9 protein-coding genes, 15 tRNA genes and 2 pseudogenes are annotated in these 17,419 nt (G+C 37.9%); 17 read left to right on the top strand and 9 right to left on the bottom strand.

The features are described 5' to 3' along the window. Positions 1-69: 69 nt before the first annotated feature. The 4 genes and pseudogenes from ligA (at position 70) to msrB (ending at position 3,645) form a co-directional block, all read left to right on the top strand. Entirely contained in the window at positions 70-2,088 is a 2,019-nt protein-coding gene (gene ligA, locus P4S71_RS20745; RefSeq protein WP_337151421.1) for an NAD-dependent DNA ligase LigA, read from the top strand. A 10-nt stretch (positions 2,089-2,098) separates the two neighbouring features. Continuing rightward, positions 2,099-2,634, top strand: a pseudogene (locus tag P4S71_RS20740) (DUF2919 domain-containing protein). Then, positions 2,618-3,058: a hypothetical protein gene (locus tag P4S71_RS20735; RefSeq protein WP_007378088.1), complete on the top strand. Its 441-nt coding sequence runs from the start codon at positions 2,618-2,620 to the stop codon at positions 3,056-3,058. The pseudogene P4S71_RS20740 and the gene P4S71_RS20735 overlap by 17 nt, the downstream one beginning before the upstream one ends. Positions 3,059-3,204: 146 nt before the next feature. Next, complete coding sequence (msrB, locus tag P4S71_RS20730) at positions 3,205-3,645, top strand: peptide-methionine (R)-S-oxide reductase MsrB (RefSeq protein ID WP_007378087.1); 441 nt, start codon at positions 3,205-3,207, stop codon at positions 3,643-3,645. Here the strand turns inward: msrB and P4S71_RS20725 are convergent. The 8 genes from P4S71_RS20725 to P4S71_RS20690 form a co-directional block, all read right to left on the bottom strand. Continuing rightward, positions 3,642-5,279 carry a response regulator gene (locus tag P4S71_RS20725; protein WP_337151420.1) on the bottom strand — a complete coding sequence of 546 codons (1,638 nt, stop codon included), beginning with the start codon at positions 5,277-5,279 and terminating at the stop codon, positions 3,642-3,644. The two genes, msrB and P4S71_RS20725, sit on opposite strands and share 4 nt — an antisense overlap. An 824-nt stretch (positions 5,280-6,103) precedes the next feature. Further along, positions 6,104-6,179 (bottom strand) — tRNA-Val (locus tag P4S71_RS20720). Between the two features lie 61 nt (positions 6,180-6,240). Further along, positions 6,241-6,316, bottom strand: a tRNA-Val gene (locus P4S71_RS20715). A gap of 32 nt (positions 6,317-6,348) precedes the next feature. Further along, positions 6,349-6,424: transfer RNA gene (locus P4S71_RS20710), tRNA-Val, on the bottom strand. A gap of 48 nt (positions 6,425-6,472) precedes the next feature. Next, positions 6,473-6,548 (bottom strand) — tRNA-Val (locus tag P4S71_RS20705). Positions 6,549-6,685: 137 nt separating this feature from the next. Beyond that, a tRNA-Val gene (locus P4S71_RS20700) sits at positions 6,686-6,761 on the bottom strand. Between the two features lie 155 nt (positions 6,762-6,916). Next, positions 6,917-6,992, bottom strand: a tRNA-Val gene (locus tag P4S71_RS20695). Positions 6,993-7,142: 150 nt separating this feature from the next. Beyond that, positions 7,143-7,218, bottom strand: a tRNA-Val gene (locus P4S71_RS20690). Positions 7,219-8,385: 1,167 nt separating this feature from the next. Here P4S71_RS20690 and P4S71_RS20685 point away from each other — a divergent pair. The 10 genes from P4S71_RS20685 to P4S71_RS20640 all read left to right on the top strand — a co-directional run bounded on the left by P4S71_RS20685 (position 8,386) and on the right by P4S71_RS20640 (position 10,557). After that, positions 8,386-8,461 (top strand) — tRNA-Ala (locus tag P4S71_RS20685). A 37-nt stretch (positions 8,462-8,498) separates the two neighbouring features. Continuing rightward, positions 8,499-8,574: transfer RNA gene (locus tag P4S71_RS20680), tRNA-Glu, on the top strand. 144 nt (positions 8,575-8,718) lie between these two features. Then, a tRNA-Glu gene (locus tag P4S71_RS20675) sits at positions 8,719-8,794 on the top strand. A gap of 93 nt (positions 8,795-8,887) precedes the next feature. Further along, positions 8,888-8,963, top strand: a tRNA-Glu gene (locus tag P4S71_RS20670). A 93-nt stretch (positions 8,964-9,056) separates the two neighbouring features. Further along, positions 9,057-9,132 (top strand) — tRNA-Glu (locus tag P4S71_RS20665). A 182-nt stretch (positions 9,133-9,314) separates the two neighbouring features. Next, positions 9,315-9,390 (top strand) — tRNA-Glu (locus P4S71_RS20660). A gap of 182 nt (positions 9,391-9,572) precedes the next feature. Then, positions 9,573-9,648: transfer RNA gene (locus tag P4S71_RS20655), tRNA-Glu, on the top strand. A 93-nt stretch (positions 9,649-9,741) separates the two neighbouring features. Next, positions 9,742-9,817, top strand: a tRNA-Glu gene (locus P4S71_RS20650). Positions 9,818-9,842: 25 nt separating this feature from the next. Further along, complete coding sequence (locus P4S71_RS20645) at positions 9,843-10,238, top strand: hypothetical protein (protein ID WP_337151419.1); 396 nt, start codon at positions 9,843-9,845, stop codon at positions 10,236-10,238. 52 nt (positions 10,239-10,290) lie between these two features. Next, positions 10,291-10,557, top strand: a complete 267-nt coding sequence (locus tag P4S71_RS20640; RefSeq protein ID WP_008137432.1) for a DksA/TraR family C4-type zinc finger protein — start codon at positions 10,291-10,293, stop codon at positions 10,555-10,557. Between the two features lie 292 nt (positions 10,558-10,849). Here the strand turns inward: P4S71_RS20640 and gloA are convergent, their stop codons facing one another. Then, complete coding sequence (gene gloA / locus P4S71_RS20635; RefSeq protein WP_007378595.1) at positions 10,850-11,236, bottom strand: lactoylglutathione lyase; 387 nt, start codon at positions 11,234-11,236, stop codon at positions 10,850-10,852. Between the two features lie 673 nt (positions 11,237-11,909). Here gloA and P4S71_RS20630 point away from each other — a divergent pair. The 3 genes and pseudogenes from P4S71_RS20630 (at position 11,910) to P4S71_RS20620 (ending at position 17,416) form a co-directional block, all read left to right on the top strand. Further along, positions 11,910-12,788: an NAD(P)-dependent oxidoreductase gene (locus P4S71_RS20630; protein WP_002962960.1), complete on the top strand. Its 879-nt coding sequence runs from the start codon at positions 11,910-11,912 to the stop codon at positions 12,786-12,788. Between the two features lie 148 nt (positions 12,789-12,936). Then, the gene (locus P4S71_RS20625; RefSeq protein ID WP_337151418.1) at positions 12,937-15,195 is read left to right on the top strand and encodes a polysaccharide lyase 6 family protein; all 2,259 of its coding nucleotides are present in this window, start codon (positions 12,937-12,939) and stop codon (positions 15,193-15,195) included. Between the two features lie 5 nt (positions 15,196-15,200). Beyond that, positions 15,201-17,416 (top strand): annotated as a pseudogene (locus tag P4S71_RS20620) (heparinase II/III domain-containing protein). The last annotated feature ends 3 nt before the right edge of the window (positions 17,417-17,419 follow it).

Raw genomic sequence — 17,419 nt, 5'->3', positions numbered from 1 at the left:
ATTATATTTTTATAAGCCACTGGACGGTGAATCGTCAAAGTGGCTTTTTTTATGTTTATTGAGGTTTAAATGTCTAGCAGCATTAGTGAGCAAGTTAATCATCTTCGTACTACATTAGAGCAACACAACTATAATTATTATGTGCTCGACACCCCCAGTATTCCTGATTCTGAATACGATAGGTTATTACGCGAATTAAGCGCACTAGAGATGCAGCACCCTGAATTTTTAACCGCCGACTCTCCGACACAAAAAGTAGGCGGTGCCGCACTGAGTAAATTTGAGCAAGTAGCGCACCAAGTACCCATGTTATCGCTTGATAACGCGTTTAGTGAAGAAGAATTCACTGCGTTTAATCGTCGTATAAAAGAGCGCTTAATGAGTACTGATGAGCTTACTTTTTGTTGTGAGCCAAAACTTGATGGATTAGCCGTATCAATTATTTATCGTGATGGTGTGCTTGTACAAGCGGCTACGCGGGGTGATGGCTTTACCGGTGAAAACATTACTCAAAATGTTAAAACTATTCGTAATGTACCGCTTAAGTTACGTGGTGATTACCCAAAAGAGCTTGAAGTGCGCGGCGAAGTATTTATGAACAGCGCCGGCTTTGACAAACTAAATTCGGAAGCGCAAAAACGTGGAGAAAAAGTATTCGTTAATCCGCGTAACGCAGCGGCAGGTAGCTTACGCCAACTCGACTCTAAAATTACCGCTAAACGCCCATTGATGTTTTATGCTTACAGTACTGGACTTGTTGCTGATGGCAGCATTCCTGAAGATCACTATCAGCAACTAGAAAAGCTGACTGATTGGGGGTTGCCACTGTGCCCAGAAACAAAATTAGTTGAAGGTCCAAAAGCCGCGCTTGAGTACTACAGCGATATTTTAACGCGCCGTAGCGAGCTTAAATATGAAATTGATGGCGTAGTAATCAAAATAAACCAAAAGGCCTTACAAGAGCGTTTAGGCTTTGTAGCACGTGCTCCTCGTTGGGCTATTGCTTATAAGTTTCCGGCGCAAGAAGAAATAACTCAATTACTTGATGTTGATTTTCAAGTCGGTCGTACTGGCGCCATTACACCTGTTGCACGTTTGAAGCCTGTTTTTGTGGGTGGCGTTACCGTATCAAATGCAACGCTTCATAACAGTGATGAAGTTGCACGTTTAGGCGTAAAAGTAGGCGATACAGTTATTATTCGCCGCGCAGGAGATGTAATCCCACAAATAACGCAAGTTGTACTTGAGCGCCGCCCTGATGATGCCAGCGATATCGAATTTCCAGTAACTTGTCCTATTTGTGACTCTCATGTTGAAAAGGTTGAAGGCGAAGCTGTCGCTCGTTGTACGGGTGGGCTTGTATGTCCTGCACAACGCAAACAAGCAATTAAACACTTTGCGTCACGCAAAGCGCTGGATATAGACGGCCTTGGCGATAAAATTGTTGATCAGCTGGTAGACAGAGAGCTTATAAAAACACCCGCTGATTTGTTTATTTTAAAACAAGGACACTTTGAGTCACTTGAACGAATGGGACCTAAGTCAGCCAAAAATTTAGTAACAGCCCTTGAAGAGGCGAAAGGCACTACGCTTGCTAAGTTTTTATATTCATTAGGTATTCGCGAAGCAGGTGAGGCAACAGCACAAAATTTAGCTAATCACTTTTTAACCCTTGAAAATGTAATTAATGCCAGCATTGATAGTTTAACGCAGGTAAGTGATGTCGGTGAAATAGTTGCAGCGCATGTTCGCGGTTTTTTTGCTGAAGAGCATAATTTAGCGGTAGTAAACGCATTAATAGAGCAAGGCGTAAATTGGCCAGCGTTAAGTGCGCCTTCTGAGGAAGAGCAACCACTCGCAGGACTTACATATGTACTTACCGGCACGCTTAATACACTTAACCGTAATGATGCTAAAGCTCGCTTGCAGCAATTAGGTGCTAAAGTCTCGGGTAGCGTATCGGCTAAAACAGATGCGTTAGTCGCAGGTGAAAAAGCAGGTTCAAAACTAACTAAAGCGCAAGATTTAGGTATCGACATACTCACGGAAGATGAATTAATTGAGCTGCTTAAAAAGCATAATGGCTAGGAAAACGACAATGAGCCGATATGGGCCAGAATACTGGGATAAGTACGGAAGTTACCGTACACCTATAGCATTTCATTTAAGTTTGCTGGTGCTTTTACGTGGCTATTTTATTTGGGTTATTGCGGCTTTAAGCCGCAGGCCTGAACTGGATTTAATGTCGTTATTTTTTAAAAATAAAAATGATTTTTTTATCGCAATAGCAATTGGAAGTATTGCAATAATACCGACTATTTTATTTTGTTTACGTCGGCCGCGAGACTCCCACAGTGCGAGCGACAGGTTAGCAAAAGTATGGCGACATATGCGCTGGCCTCTTATTTTATGTGCTGTCGTTGATTTAACATGGTTAAGTATTCAAGCCGCGCATAGCCATTATCGATTTTCATCATTTTTAGCAGTACAAATGATGATTGTTTTATGGGTATTGTGGTATTTGGTGAAAAGCCGTTATTTAACCGTTTTTTTAATGATTGGCCTGAGCCGACAGAAAAAGCATCAGAAGAAAAAAGCGACTTAAAAGGGATTAGTTGTGGACGCTGTAAATAAAAAAATAGCGATAGCTATATCGTTAATAGGGTTAGTGCTTATTATTTTAATGATTAGCACTGAGCTTTTAGAATTTATGTGGTTTAAAGCGTTATTTGGTTTATGGGTATTTGTTTTTTGCTCAAGCGTTTATAGGCTAACGCCTCTATTTAAATCAAGAAACCGGTTAGAGGATTTTATTCAGCGAGACGCCCAACACTTATTACTTTTTAGTTTAATGGGTTTTTTTGATAAAAAGCACGGTCCAGATTGGTTAGTAATTGAGAGTATTGAACGCATAACGACGAAGGATGACGAGCTAATAATTTACAGTAATAACGAGCGCCAAATGAGTGTTAGCTTACCTGCAAAAAAAGCAGAACTAGATAGTTTTATTAAACGAATATTTACCGACTCAGAAAAACAAAATATTACCTTTAGCTAGGAAAATCACCTTAAGACTGAACAAGTTTTAGTTTTAAACGGTCAACACTCTTTAGCTGATCTTTAGTGTATTCAATAACGTAATAACTAACCGTACTTTTTATAATTTTATTAAGTACGGTTAATTAACTATTCAATGAGGTTATCATGTTGAAGTGGAATGATGTTATTAACTTTGCCACCAACGGCAATCCTACTCCAAGTAAAAAAGTAGTCAAAACGGACGAGCAGTGGCGGATGCAACTATCAGAAGATGAGTATTACATAACACGTAAAAAGGGAACCGAACGTCCAAGTAGTTCTGGTAGTTGCACATTATTGGAACCTGGTAAGTATGTGTGTATTTGCTGCGATAATTTATTGTTTGATGCAGATGAAAAGTTCGATAGTGGCACTGGTTGGCCGTCATTTACACAACCGGCGACAATTGAAGCAATTGGCTACGTAAGTGATACAAGTCATGGTATGGAGCGCATAGAGGTGGTTTGCAACGTGTGTGATTCACATTTAGGCCATATTTTCCCTGATGGTCCATTACCGACCGGTCTACGCTATTGCGTTAATGCGGCATCAATGAAAAAGCTTTAACTTCCAATATCTAAATTCATTTCTTTTGCTATGTGCAAAATTTTATCTAATCGCTGCGTCTGATCTGCTGGTAATTGAGTTTTGGTAAGTAAGGCGTAGCATTTTTTAGCAAGTTCATGGTTAAATGAGCCATTGTGTTGCTTAGTGGAATCAATTAAACACTGCAATAAATTAAGCGCAATACTCTGATTACGAGGCATAACCCTAAATGCTTGCGTAAAAGCTTCAAGTGCAGTGTTTAACTGTCCTCTATTAAATTGAGTAACAGCATGGTTGTTGAGCTCCTTTGGCCCCATTTTAATATCGCGTCGCTCACTTTGCTGTTGCTGGATATAACGTAAGTAAGTTGTGTCGCTAACACTTGGATGGCGTTCACAGTGTCCAATAATTTGAGTGAAGAGAGTTTGCGCTTTTTGATGAAAGCCCAGCTCATGGAACGCTTTCGCTTTATCAAGTGCACCATCGACAGAGCGAATATGTGTATCATCATCTTCGAGTTGATCAATGAGTTTTTTTGCTTTTTTATGCTCATCTTTTAAATAATGAAGCCGTGCGTTAAGCACATCAATTTGAGCTTGATTGGCATTGTTAGGAAACTGTTTTTTTAAATCATTAATGTACTGATTTGTTTGTCTAGAAATTCGTTGAATTTGATCAGTTTGATCAGTCGTTAACGCAAAGTCGATACCAGCACGTGCTGCATTCAAATAAACATCGGGGTGGTCGTGTATTGAGTGCTTTGCAAAGGTGGCTATATCTTTTTGAGTTAAATAGCTTTTTTCGTAGTCGTGATTAATTAGCGACACATTACTTAACGATTTTTGGCGTGTGATGTTTCGCGGTGCAATGTCTGCTGCTTGACTTAAAAAGCTTTGTGCTAGTTCAAACTGATTTAGCTTTATTTCTAATCTGCCCAACAAATCAAGGGCTACTAAACGAGTTTCTTGGCGCTCTAACATTGTCTTGAGCATTCGCTGCGCCAAAATATGTTCGTTATTCGCTATAAGTGCCTCTACTAAACCTACTTTTGCCCAAGCAAATTTTTGAATATCGAGAACAGACTTAAAAAAGTCTTTTGCATCTTGAGCACGCTTTAAGCGAAGTAGGGCATCGCCTTTTAAGCGAAGTAGGATAGGACTGTAATTATTATTTTTTTTATCCAGAGCGGTATCAATAAATTTAATAGCTTTTGAATCGTTACCATCATCAATTAATGAATACACTGTTTGTAAGTCGTGTTTACGCTTTAAGATTCGTTCAATGCGTGTTTTAAGCTCTTGTACTGTAAAAGGCTTAACTAAAAAGTCATCTGGCTGCAGCTCAAGAACACTATGAACGAGTGAGCCACTTGTTTCTGCTGAGATAAAAATAAAGCCAGTCGAACTTTTTATGAGCTGCTTTACACGTAGCTCTTCATAAAGCTGGTAGCCATCTTGGTGTTTGTTTAAGTTGAATGAGCAAACTATTAGATCAAATTCTTCACTTAAACACTGCTCTTTTGCAGAGTTTGCATGATCAGCAAAGCGCAACTGCCGAAAGCCAAGCCTTTCTAACGATTGTTTCATATAGCTTTGAGCAAGTGGCTGCTCCTCTACTATAAGTATTTTGGCTTTTGAATAGATCTTAGTTGGCATTGGCTTAACAGTTATTATGTTTAGTACTGACTATAATCAACACTTTAGCTGCTTACAAGAAAATTCAAATGATAGCAGTATTTATTAGGTATTTAACTTTTCCTAATACGTTTTTGCTAACTATAAAAGCAAGGATCTAAATAACATAATTAAATGATGAGTGTTTTGATATGAAAATTTATATTTTTAAAGAAACTATCGAATGGGATTTATGTGTGATGGTTGATTACTTGGCTTGATACCTGTGACCCTCGCCATTATTTGTAAAGGGTGGCGATGCTCTTTTTCTTACGGCTAAGTTAATTACATACGACTTATATATTGAGTTTTTATAAAGTTCTTAAATGTATTTAATATGGGAAGAAAGAGTTATTACTAGAGAAGTTATTATTAAAGGAGTTATCTAATGGTACTTATATGTGGTGGTTGATACTGGACTTGAATCAGTGACCCTCGCCATTATTTGTAAAGGGTGGCGATGCTCTTTTTCTTACGGCTAAGTTAATTACATACGACTTATATATTGAGTTTTTATAAAGTTCTTAAATGTATTTAATATGGGAAGAAAGAGTTATTACTAGAGAAGTTATTATTAAAGGAGTTATCTAATAGTACTTATATGTGGTGGGTGATACTGGACTTGAACCAGTGACCCTCGCCATTATTTGTAAAGGGTGGCGATGCTCTTTTTCTTACGGCTAAGTTAATTACATACGACTTATATATTGAGTTTTTATAAAGTTCTTAAATGTATTTAATATGGGAAGAAAGAGTTATTACTAGAGAAGTTATTATTAAAGGAGTTATCTAATAGTACTTATATGTGGTGGGTGATACTGGACTTGAACCAGTGACCCTCGCCTTGTAAGGGCGATGCTCTCCCAACTGAGCTAATCACCCACATATAATAGGTATGCCTGTTATTTAATTCTTTGTTATCAATTAACCGCTTGATGTAATTTGGTGGGTGATACTGGACTTGAACCAGTGACCCTCGCCTTGTAAGGGCGATGCTCTCCCAACTGAGCTAATCACCCAAATTACATTTTAATATGCACCATTCTAGGAATGGTGGGTCGTACTGGACTTGAACCAGTGACCCTCGCCTTGTAAGGGCGATGCTCTCCCAACTGAGCTAACGACCCATATTAAATTTTAAAACGCGACTATTAACATAATAATAGGTTTATATGTGGTGGGTGATACTGGACTTGAACCAGTGACCCTCGCCTTGTAAGGGCGATGCTCTCCCAACTGAGCTAATCACCCACATATAAATTAAAACGCTACTATTAAGATAAATAGTACTGGACTTTAACCAGTGAACCTCTCCGTTACTTGTAAATAGCGGTTATGCTCTCTTTTTCTAACTGAGCTAACGACCTGTAATATGCACCACTTAAAAATGGTGGGTCGTACTGGACTTGAACCAGTGACCCTCGCCTTGTAAGGGCGATGCTCTCCCAACTGAGCTAACGACCCATATTACATGCTACTACCTAGATAGTACTGGACTTTAACCAGTGAACTTCGCCATCTTTTATAAAGGCGGTGATGCTCTCTTTTCTTGTAACTGAGCTAACGACCCATATTACAATTTTAAAACGCGACTATTATATAATAACAGGTTTTATATGTGGTGGGTGATACTGGACTTGAACCAGTGACCCTCGCCTTGTAAGGGCGATGCTCTCCCAACTGAGCTAATCACCCACATGTAAATTAAAACGCTACTATTAAAATAAATAGCACTGGATTTTAACCAGTGAACTTCGCCGTGGCTTGTAGGTAACGGTGATGCTCTTTTTCTAACTGAGCTAACGACTCATATAGAATTTAGATGTGAACACTTTAATTAAAAAGTGGTGGGTGATACTGGACTTGAACCAGTGACCCTCGCCTTGTAAGGGCGATGCTCTCCCAACTGAGCTAATCACCCACATCTAAACAACATTGCATTGCTGCGTTGTTGTGGGGCGCTATTATAGATAGAGTTGAAAATGTGTCAACACTTGAATGATAAAAATGTACTGAACGAAGGTTTTATAAACAACAGGATACGATTGAAGTCTATTTTATCATCAAATTTAAGGTTGCAGTTTAATTAAACACCTAAAAGTGAGCAGGGAATTGTAGTTCTATTAATCTTAAATTTAGTTTTACGATACTCATTGTTTTTTATTTGAGTCGTTTTTATGACTATGAACAAGATGAATTAGCATTAGGGCAAGTTATTTAGAGAGTAGAGCTAGCTTTTAAAAATGAATTTAATTTAAACTTCCCAAAACAAATGATATTTACAGCATCCTAAAATCTATTTTTATTTTTGTACTTGCTTTATTTTTATAAGCCAACCTAGCCAATTCGTAAATATCCATTCTTCACTACTAGCTCTTCGGGTTAAAACTAAATGAGATCACATATAACTAGTGCGTGTTGACCTTTGTGGATTGAACCCAAAGGGCAGCGCATGTTTGGACTTTATGCGGCGTTATCGCCTATTCATGGGTAATAACCAAACTACATAGGCTCTGCCTTGCCTAAAAACCTAACATACTGCTGCAAATTCACCCATCAAAGATCAACACGCCCTGAAGTTTTGTACATAGAATTACGAAACTGCAATGCTCTTTAAAAAATGTTCTTCAAACAATAATCAAGTTTTTCCAGTACGAGCTACACTGGTTATTAAGCGAGTGAAAGCTGCTGTACTCTCAAATCCACATTTAAGCTTTGGTAATTATAAGCAATTGTAACTTTTAAAAGATTAATGCGATTAGTCAGGCCTTAATGGGTAGTTTTTAGATAAGTTCAATTTGCATATAAATGTATACCTTTACTTAGATGCAGCTTTAGTTGCATTAATTAGGAAGAGTAGGGTGTTATTGAGTATTAGCTGCAATATAGTGATGTTATTATAAGCAGTAGAGCGATAATTTTATTCAGATCGTATTTTTTAGCACGCTTGATAGCCAGTTTGTTGAAAATTAAACCATTTAAATAAAGCTAGGTAAAAAACTGTTGACTTTATTTTGGGTGGTGCATAGAATGCGCCCCGCACTAAGCAATACACGATGTGTTCATCACGACGAGTATTGATTAAGTTGGGGCCATAGCTCAGCTGGGAGAGCGCTTCGCTGGCAGTGAAGAGGTCTGCGGTTCGATCCCGCATGGCTCCACCAAAAATTAGTGTTTTGTCCTAGGGTAGCAGTTTTCTGTGTCCCCATCGTCTAGAGGCCTAGGACACCGCCCTTTCACGGCGGTAACAGGGGTTCGAATCCCCTTGGGGACGCCACTTAACTTTTGTTAGTTAAAGGCGGTTTTACCGAGAAAATAGCGTCACAATTAAAGCTCGAGTCTTTACTTGTATTAAACGCAATTACCTTAAAGCTCATGATGTGAGTTAAACTTATCAAATGTCCTAGTGACACATTTATGTGTCCCCATCGTCTAGAGGCCTAGGACACCGCCCTTTCACGGCGGTAACAGGGGTTCGAATCCCCTTGGGGACGCCACTTACTTATTTTTAATAGGAAAGTGTAGTGTTATTAAGAAAGCTCGCCTGAAACGAGTTTAAAAATTCAGTTGTCCTAGTGACACATTTATGTGTCCCCATCGTCTAGAGGCCTAGGACACCGCCCTTTCACGGCGGTAACAGGGGTTCGAATCCCCTTGGGGACGCCACTTACTTATTTTTAATAGGAAAGTGTAGTGTTATTAAGAAAGCTCGCCTGAAACGAGTTTAAAAATTCAGTTGTCCTAGTGACACATTTATGTGTCCCCATCGTCTAGAGGCCTAGGACACCGCCCTTTCACGGCGGTAACAGGGGTTCGAATCCCCTTGGGGACGCCACTTACTTATTTAAGTATTGTATAAAGTAGTGTGACACCGCACTCTCTATGCACGACGTTATCAAGAGTACTAATCTCTTGGGGACGCCACTTACTTATTTTTAATAGGAAAGTGTAGTGTTATTAAGAAAGCTCGCCTGAAACGAGTTTAAAAATTCAGTTGTCCTAGTGACACATTTATGTGTCCCCATCGTCTAGAGGCCTAGGACACCGCCCTTTCACGGCGGTAACAGGGGTTCGAATCCCCTTGGGGACGCCACTTACTATTTTAAGTATTGTGTAAAGCAGTGTGACACCGCACTCTCTATGCACGACGTTATCAAGAGTACTAATCTCTTGGGGATGCCACTTACTTATTTTTAATAGGAAAGTGTAGTGTTATTAAGAAAGCTCGCCTGAAACGAGTTTAAAAATTCAGTTGTCCTAGTGACACATTTATGTGTCCCCATCGTCTAGAGGCCTAGGACACCGCCCTTTCACGGCGGTAACAGGGGTTCGAATCCCCTTGGGGACGCCACTTACTTATTTTTAATAGGGAAGTGTAGTGTTATTAAGAAAGCTCGCCTGAAACGAGTTTAAAAATTCAGTTGTCCTAGTGACACATTTATGTGTCCCCATCGTCTAGAGGCCTAGGACACCGCCCTTTCACGGCGGTAACAGGGGTTCGAATCCCCTTGGGGACGCCACTTACTTATTTAATAGGAAAGTGAAGTGTTATTAGTATTGAAAAATCCAAAAATCCAAAAATCCAAAAATCCAAAAATCCAAAAATCCAAAAATCCAAAAATCCAAAAATCCAAAAATCCAAAAATCCAAAAATCCAAAAATCCAAAAATCCAAAAATCCAAAAATCCAAAAATCCAAAAATCCAAAAATCCAAAAATCCAAAAATCCAAAAATCCAAAAATCCAAAAATCCAAAAATCCAAAAATCCAAAAATCCAAAAATCCAAAAATCCAAAAATCCAAAAATCCAAAAATCCAAAAATCCAAAAATCCAAAAATCCAAAAATCCAAAAATCCAAAAATCCAAAAATCCAAAAATCCAAAAATCCAAAAATCCAAAAATCCAAAAATCCAAAAATCCAAAAATATTCAGTACTTATAAAGATTCAATTTGGTAGCATAAATTTAAACATCCAACTTTATTAGGAGGATTTATGGCAAGTGGATGGGCACGAGACGGTGCAATTCAAGATCAAATTGATGCAAGTGTTAACGACGCCGTGCAGTTTGCAAGAAGCAATTTAATATCTGGCGCAAGTGCAGAGCTATGTGATGAGTGTGATGAGAAAATCCCACAAGCACGAAGGCTCGCGTTACCTGGAGTGCGTTATTGTGTTGCATGCCAAGCTGCAATAGAAGGTAATGATACTAGCGCTAAATCGTTTAATAGACGTGGCAGTAAAGATAGTCAGTTGCGTTAAAAAGGTGCTGAAAAGCACCTTTTATTTAATACCAATCTAAATAAGTATTTGAAAATTTATAAAATTAAATCCCTCCATAGTTATACCAACCAGCATAAATCTTTGATCAATTTAACGAATTAAATTGCACTATAACGTCGTTGAAAATTTTCATTTAGAACAACTAGATACAAAAATTTTTACCTAGTTCTAGCGTAATTTTCTTAACGTTAAATAGACCCCATATATAAGCAGACTAGCATTAAGCAAATTGTTATAACTTGAATTAGTTGGTAGGTAATTTAAGATTCACTCATATTTTTTTCTGAATTAACTCAATTGCATAACCATCAGGGTCTTTTACAAAAGCAATTTCAGTAGTACCACCTTTTACAGGCCCAGGTTCACGGCTTACATTGCCACCGGCAGCTTTAATATCAGCACATGCTTTGTAAATATCATCAAACTCAATAGCAATATGGCCATATCCATTACCAAGGTCGTAGCTATCTTCGTCCCAGTTATAAGTTAGTTCTAACACTGTGTTATCTACTTCATCGCCATATCCAACAAAAGCAAGCGTGTATCTGTATTCACTGTTATCGGCTCTGCGTAATTCCTTCATACCTAGTATTTCAGTATAAAAAGCAATTGATTTATTCAAATCGGCTACACGCAGCATAGTATGTAATAAGCGCATTTTTACTACCTTAGTTTCATTTATTAAGCTGTTATTTACTGCACAGTGTATGAGCTTTATGCGCTTTTGCAATAGATGAAGGCAAGCTGGGCAAATAAAATCGGTTGAGCTAATCCTGTTACAACATTTATTTATTGATTTACTTTATTTTTGTCTAATATAACAAGTTTAACAGTGAAAGTTTGATTATTGGTCAACCTGTGAATGGTTATGAAAACATTTAAATATTTATTGGAAATTATTGCTTGAAATATGGTTTTTATTAACCAAGTTGTTGTTATTAAGTAACTTAGTTGTTTTTGGTTTAATGCATTGTAAATTGACATGTTTTACAAAGTTAACTTATTGGTTGACAAAATTACTGTATGGTAATAAAGTTTTTGCATACCAATTGGTAACCTCTGTTTTCAGGGGTTAAATATGTTGGTAAATTATCAGAGTAATACTTAGTCGTAGTTAATATATAACCAGTAATGTTTCAGCCAAATAAGACAACTTATTTATAGGTAGAGTTATTTTATATAGCAAAATTGCAGAACATAGATGGTTTATTTCATTAGCTTACTAAGGGTTACTCTACTGAATTAAAATAAAGACAGAGCGTACCTATTTTATGGGGTAAATCATTACTCATACTCATAAAAGTTTGCGCCATCATATCTAGGAGTTATTCATGTCAAAACCTGTTATTGGTTTCATTGGTCTAGGCCTTATGGGCGGCAATATGGCCGAAAATTTACAAAACAAAGGCTATGAGCTAATTGTTATGGACCTTAGTAAAGATGCGGTTGCAGCATGTGTTGCTCGAGGTGCAAAAACAGCAAGCACTGCAAAAGAGCTAGCTGAAGGTTCTGATATTGTTATGTTTTGTCTTACAACGTCTGCCGTTGTAGAAAAAATTGTTTACGCAGAAGACGGTATCCTAGCGGGCATTAAAGAAGGTGCAGTATTAGTTGATTTTGGTACTTCTATCCCATCATCTACGAAAAAAATTGGTGCTGATTTAGCAGCTAAAGGCGCAGGCATGATCGACGCGCCACTAGGTCGTACACCAGCACATGCTAAAGACGGTCTTTTAAACATTATGGCTGCAGGTGATATTGATACATTCAATAAAGTTAAACCAGTACTGGAAGATCAAGGTGAAAACGTTTTCCATCTTGGCGAGCTAGGTGCAGGCCATACAACTAAGCTAATCAACAACTTTATGGGCATGACGACAGTTTGTGCTATGTCACAAGCATTTGCAGTGGCAGAGCTTGCTGGTGTTGACCGTCAACAACTTTTCGACATCATGTCGACTGGTCCATCTAACTCACCGTTTATGCAATTTTGTAAAAACTATGCAGTTGATAATGTTAGCGACCTTGGTTTCTCAATTGCTAATGCAAACAAAGATTTAGGCTACTTCCTACAAATGGTAGAAGACCTAGGTACTGAATCAAAAATCGCTGAAGGTTCATCAGCTAACCTACAAGCAGCGTTTGACGCTGGTATGGGTCAAGGTAACGTTCCTGAAATTTTTGATTACTTCAAAAAGTTAGAAAAGTAATACTTCTCGACCTTATTGAGCGCTTTAAGTTTTTAGCTTAAAGCGCTTTAACACACATGACACCAATTGACTAAAGTCTTTGTGCAATGTCAGCTTTTTTAAATTCTGATGAAGCATTACTTTCAGTCACAACGAAAAAGAGTTAACTATGCGTTTGATTAATACAATAAAGCTTAGTCTAGTTCTCATCGGTTGCATATCCACACAAATAGCGGCCAAAGATTATTTTATAGAAAGTAAACAAGCTTTTAATGATATCGCAGCCAATCTAGTTGCTGGCGACAAAGTAGTACTTAAAAATGGTACTTGGTCTGACTTCGAAATCCTACTTGAAGGCCAAGGTACAAAAAACTCTCCTATTATATTAACCGCTGAAACTAACGGAAAAGTAATTCTATCAGGTCAATCTAACCTAAGACTTGCAGGTAAATATCTTGAAGCCTCAGGTTTAGTATTTAAAGACGGCTACACACCGAGCTCAGCTGTAATAGAATTTCGTAAAAATAAAAATGAATTAGCCTACAATTCACGAGTTACTCAAACAGTAATCGATAATTACAGTAATCCAGACAAACGAGAGTCTGATTATTGGGTTGCCTTATATGGACAGCATAACCGCTTTGATCATAGTCATTTAGTTGGTAAACGAAATAAAGGTGTGACAGTTGCTGTTCGTTTAAACACTAAAGCAAGCCAGGAAAACTATCACCGCATAGACAACAACTATTTTGGCTACCGTCCTACTTTTGGTTCGAACGGTGGTGAAACCCTGCGTATTGGCACCAGCCACTACTCACTAACTGATTCGCATACATTGGTTGAAAATAATTACTTTGAACGTACCAATGGTGAAGTAGAAATTGTTTCGGTTAAATCAGGCAAAAACATCCTTCGTAATAACGTATTTTATGAAGCGCGCGGTACATTAACGCTGCGCCATGGTAATGGTAATCTTATAGAAGAAAATATTTTTATTGGTAATGGTGTTGATCACACAGGTGGTATCCGCGTTATCAATAAAGATCAAATTGTAAGAAATAACTACCTACAAGGCCTAACAGGCTATCGTTTTGGCAGTGGTTTTACTGTGATGAACGGCGTACCAAATTCATCTATTAATCGTTATCACCAGGTTGAAAATGCGACAATTGAAAACAACACATTTATAAATGTGCGTCATATTCAACTTGCAGCTGGTAGCGATGCTGAACGAAGTGCGGCGCCTAAAAACAGCACAATGAAAAACAACTTAATCATAAATCAAGATGGCGAACAGCCATTTACAACATTTGATGATGTAAGTGGGTTGGTACTAAGTAACAACATTGCTGATACAAAAGTGCTTTCTGAGTTAATGTACGGTGTAAAGAAAGAAAAAATCACACTTAAAAAAGCAAGTAATGGTCTACTTTACCCAACATCTAAAAGTTTAAATGTAGGTGCAAAGCGCGATTTAAAAGTGCTGAAAAAAGAAGATACCGGTGTTAGCTGGTATGCAAAAGTACCTGCCTTAATTGATTTTGATTCTGGTAAAACACATTCTGTTAAAGCTGATGTAAGTGCATTATTAGACGCTATTGATAATGCAGAGTCGGGTGATGTATTAGAACTCGCACCTGGTCAATATGACGTATCTAAGTTGGTTAAAATTGATAAAACGCTAACAATTAAAGCAAAGCAAAAAGGCAAGTCTAAACTTACTTTTCAACGCTCTACATTATTTGAAATACATGATGGCGGCAGCTTAAAACTAGATAGTTTATCAATTTCAGGTGAAAACGCGCCAGATGCAATAGGTAACAGCATTGTTCGTACGCAAAAATGGGGTATGGTTGATAATTATCGCTTTGTAATGACCAACTCTGAGTTGAATGCTTTAGATATTAATCATTCATTCCATTTCTTTATCACTGGTAAAGGTGCAATGGCTGATGAAATTATTCTTACAGGTAATACCTTTAATACAGTAACAGGTGACATTTTACGTCTAAATACTGAAATTGAAGACTTAGGTGTTTATAACGCGGAATACGTCATTGTAAATAATAATACATTTAACGATGTAGAAGGCGGCATAGTTAAGCTTTACCGTGGTGGTTCAGATGAAAGTACATTTGGTCCTCATTTTGAAATGACGAGTAACACGCTTAATAATATTGGCTTTGGTAAGCGTAATAAAGAGCAAGCGAGCATTTATGTTCACGGTGTTCAGGTTACTAATATCACAGATAATAAATTTGTTAAAACTGCTCCTATTGTTGTAGAGCACACAGTAGGCGAGCCTAAAACTGAAATCTCAAACAATACATTTGATGAAACTAAAGCACCAAGTGTGAAAGAGCTAAGAGTTAAAGGCCCGCATACGGCAGTATTAAAAAATAACAACATTTTAAATAAGGCAGGGTAAATACTATGCACTTATTAAAATGCCAAACAGGTTTTAAAATAGCTGCTGTAGCTGCACTTACATTACTTACATCATTGGGTGCGCATGCAGCGCACCCAAACTTAGTAATTACTACTGATGATGTTAAGCAAATGCGCCAAGCAATTAGTAGCAACAGTAGCACAAAGTTTGCTAACGCGTTTGAATCGCTAAAAGCACAAGTTGATGAGCAAATTGCACAGCCTATCACTGTGCCAGTTCCAAAAGACGGCGGTGGTGGTTATACACATGAGCGTCATAAGAAAAATTACCAACTTATGTACAATGCGGGCATTATTTATCAATTAAGCCAAGATGATAAATACGCAAATTATGTACGTGATATGTTGCTTGAGTATGCAAAATTATACCCAACGCTTGGTCTGCATCCAAAACGTAAAATGGATTCGCAAAATCCAGGTAAGTTTTTTGGCAAAGCCTAAATGAAGCAATGTGGCTTGTGTACACAATACAAGCATATGATCTAATTCATGACTCGTTAAATGCCGATAACATTAAAAAAATTGAAAATGACTTACTACGTCCTGTTTCGTTGTTCACATCAGTAGGCCAACCCTCTACATTTAATAAAGTACATAACCATGGAACATGGGCAACAGCGGGTGTTGGCATGGCAGGGTATGTATTAGGTGAACCTGAGTGGGTAGAAAAATCATTATACGATTTAGAAAAATCGGGTAAAGGTGGCTTTATTAAGCAGCTAGAGATGCTGTTTTCACCACAAGGTTACTATAACGAAGGTCCTTACTATCAACGCTTTGCACTATTACCATTTGTAACGTTTGCTAAAGCGATTGAAAACAACGAACCGCAACGAAAAATCTTTGAATATCGCGATGGCATATTATTAAAAGCGATTGATACGACGATTCAACTTAGCTACAACGGTTTGTTCTTCCCAATTAACGATGCAATAAAAAGTAAAGGTATCGATACCATTGAGTTAGTAAATGGTGTAACTGCGGCGTACGGTTTAACCAACGATGCAGGTTATTTAGATATAGCTAAGCAACAAGACCAAATAATCCTCTCTGGTGATGGACTAAAAGTAGCTCAAGCACTTGATAACAACATGGCAAAACCTTATTCGTTTAAATCAGTTGCTTTCGGCGATGGTAATGACGGTAAACAAGGTGCTCTAGTTGTAATGAGAACACAGGTAGGTGGCGATCAAGCTCTACTATTTAAACCTGCTGCACAAGGTTTGGGCCATGGTCATTTTGATAAACTAACATGGCAGTTTTACGACCACGGTAATGAAATTGTATCTGATTATGGCGCAGCACGTTTTTTAAATGTAGAAGCTAAATACGGCGGTCGTTACTTACCAGAAAACGAAACTTACGCTAAACACACTGTTGCGCACAATACGGTAGTGGTTGATGAAACAACACATTTTAATGCAAATGTTGAAGTAGGTAATAATAACTACCCAACGCTTAACTTCTTTGAAACAAATGAATATGGCACGGTTTCAAGTGGCGAAATAAGCACAGCTTATAAAGGCGTTGATCTTGAGCGAACGCTTGCACTTATTAACTTACCTGAACTACAAAGCACAGTTGCACTTGATATATTTGATGTTGTTGCAAATAAAGCGCATCAGCTTGACCTGCCTTTGCATTATAAAGGTCAGCTTATCGATACCAGCTTTGAGTTAAAAGCAAATGCAGCACAGCTGTCTGCGCTAGGTACTAAAAATGGCTACCAACATTTATGGCTTAAAGCTCAAGCGCAACCTCAAAATGGTTTAGCTAAAGTAACGTGGCTAAACGAAAATGGTCGTTTTTATACGCAAACGAGCTTGGTTAAAGGTGATGAGTCTTTCTTATTTACTCAAATAGGCGCAAATGACCCTCACTTTAATTTACGCAACGAAAATGGTTTTATTCGTCGTGTTGAGGGTCAAAAGCAACATAAGTTTATATCTGTATTAGAGCCACATGGTGAGTACAACCCAAGTAAAGAATATACCCTAGAAGCTGTTAGTCGAGTTACAAAGCTTGAATATAGTCAGCAGGGCGATTTAACACTTGTTGAACTTGATATTAAAGGCAACTCATATTTAGTGGCTATTAATAAAGCACAAACATCAGCTAAAAACACATTCAATTATCAAAATAAAGAGTTCACTTTAAATGGCCGATTAGGCGTTTATATGATGAACAATAATCAGGAGTAAATA

It is taken from the genome of Pseudoalteromonas sp. B62 (assembly GCF_037162565.1).
In the GTDB taxonomy this organism is placed as follows: Bacteria; Pseudomonadota; Gammaproteobacteria; order Enterobacterales; family Alteromonadaceae; genus Pseudoalteromonas; species Pseudoalteromonas fuliginea.
This window is presented reverse-complemented; position numbering and strand designations above follow the sequence as displayed.

Bases quoted from the DNA above. Each gene is read 5' to 3' on its own strand.
- ligA (WP_337151421.1), top strand. From the start codon at position 70: ATGTCTAGCAGCATTAGTGAGCAAGTTAATCATCTTCGTACTACATTA.
- gloA (WP_007378595.1), bottom strand. From the start codon at position 11,236: ATGCGCTTATTACATACTATGCTGCGTGTAGCCGATTTGAATAAATCA.
- msrB (WP_007378087.1), top strand. From the start codon at position 3,205: ATGTTGAAGTGGAATGATGTTATTAACTTTGCCACCAACGGCAATCCT.
- P4S71_RS20630 (WP_002962960.1), top strand. From the start codon at position 11,910: ATGTCAAAACCTGTTATTGGTTTCATTGGTCTAGGCCTTATGGGCGGC.
- P4S71_RS20640 (WP_008137432.1), top strand. From the start codon at position 10,291: ATGGCAAGTGGATGGGCACGAGACGGTGCAATTCAAGATCAAATTGAT.
- P4S71_RS20725 (WP_337151420.1), bottom strand. From the start codon at position 5,279: ATGCCAACTAAGATCTATTCAAAAGCCAAAATACTTATAGTAGAGGAG.
- P4S71_RS20625 (WP_337151418.1), top strand. From the start codon at position 12,937: ATGCGTTTGATTAATACAATAAAGCTTAGTCTAGTTCTCATCGGTTGC.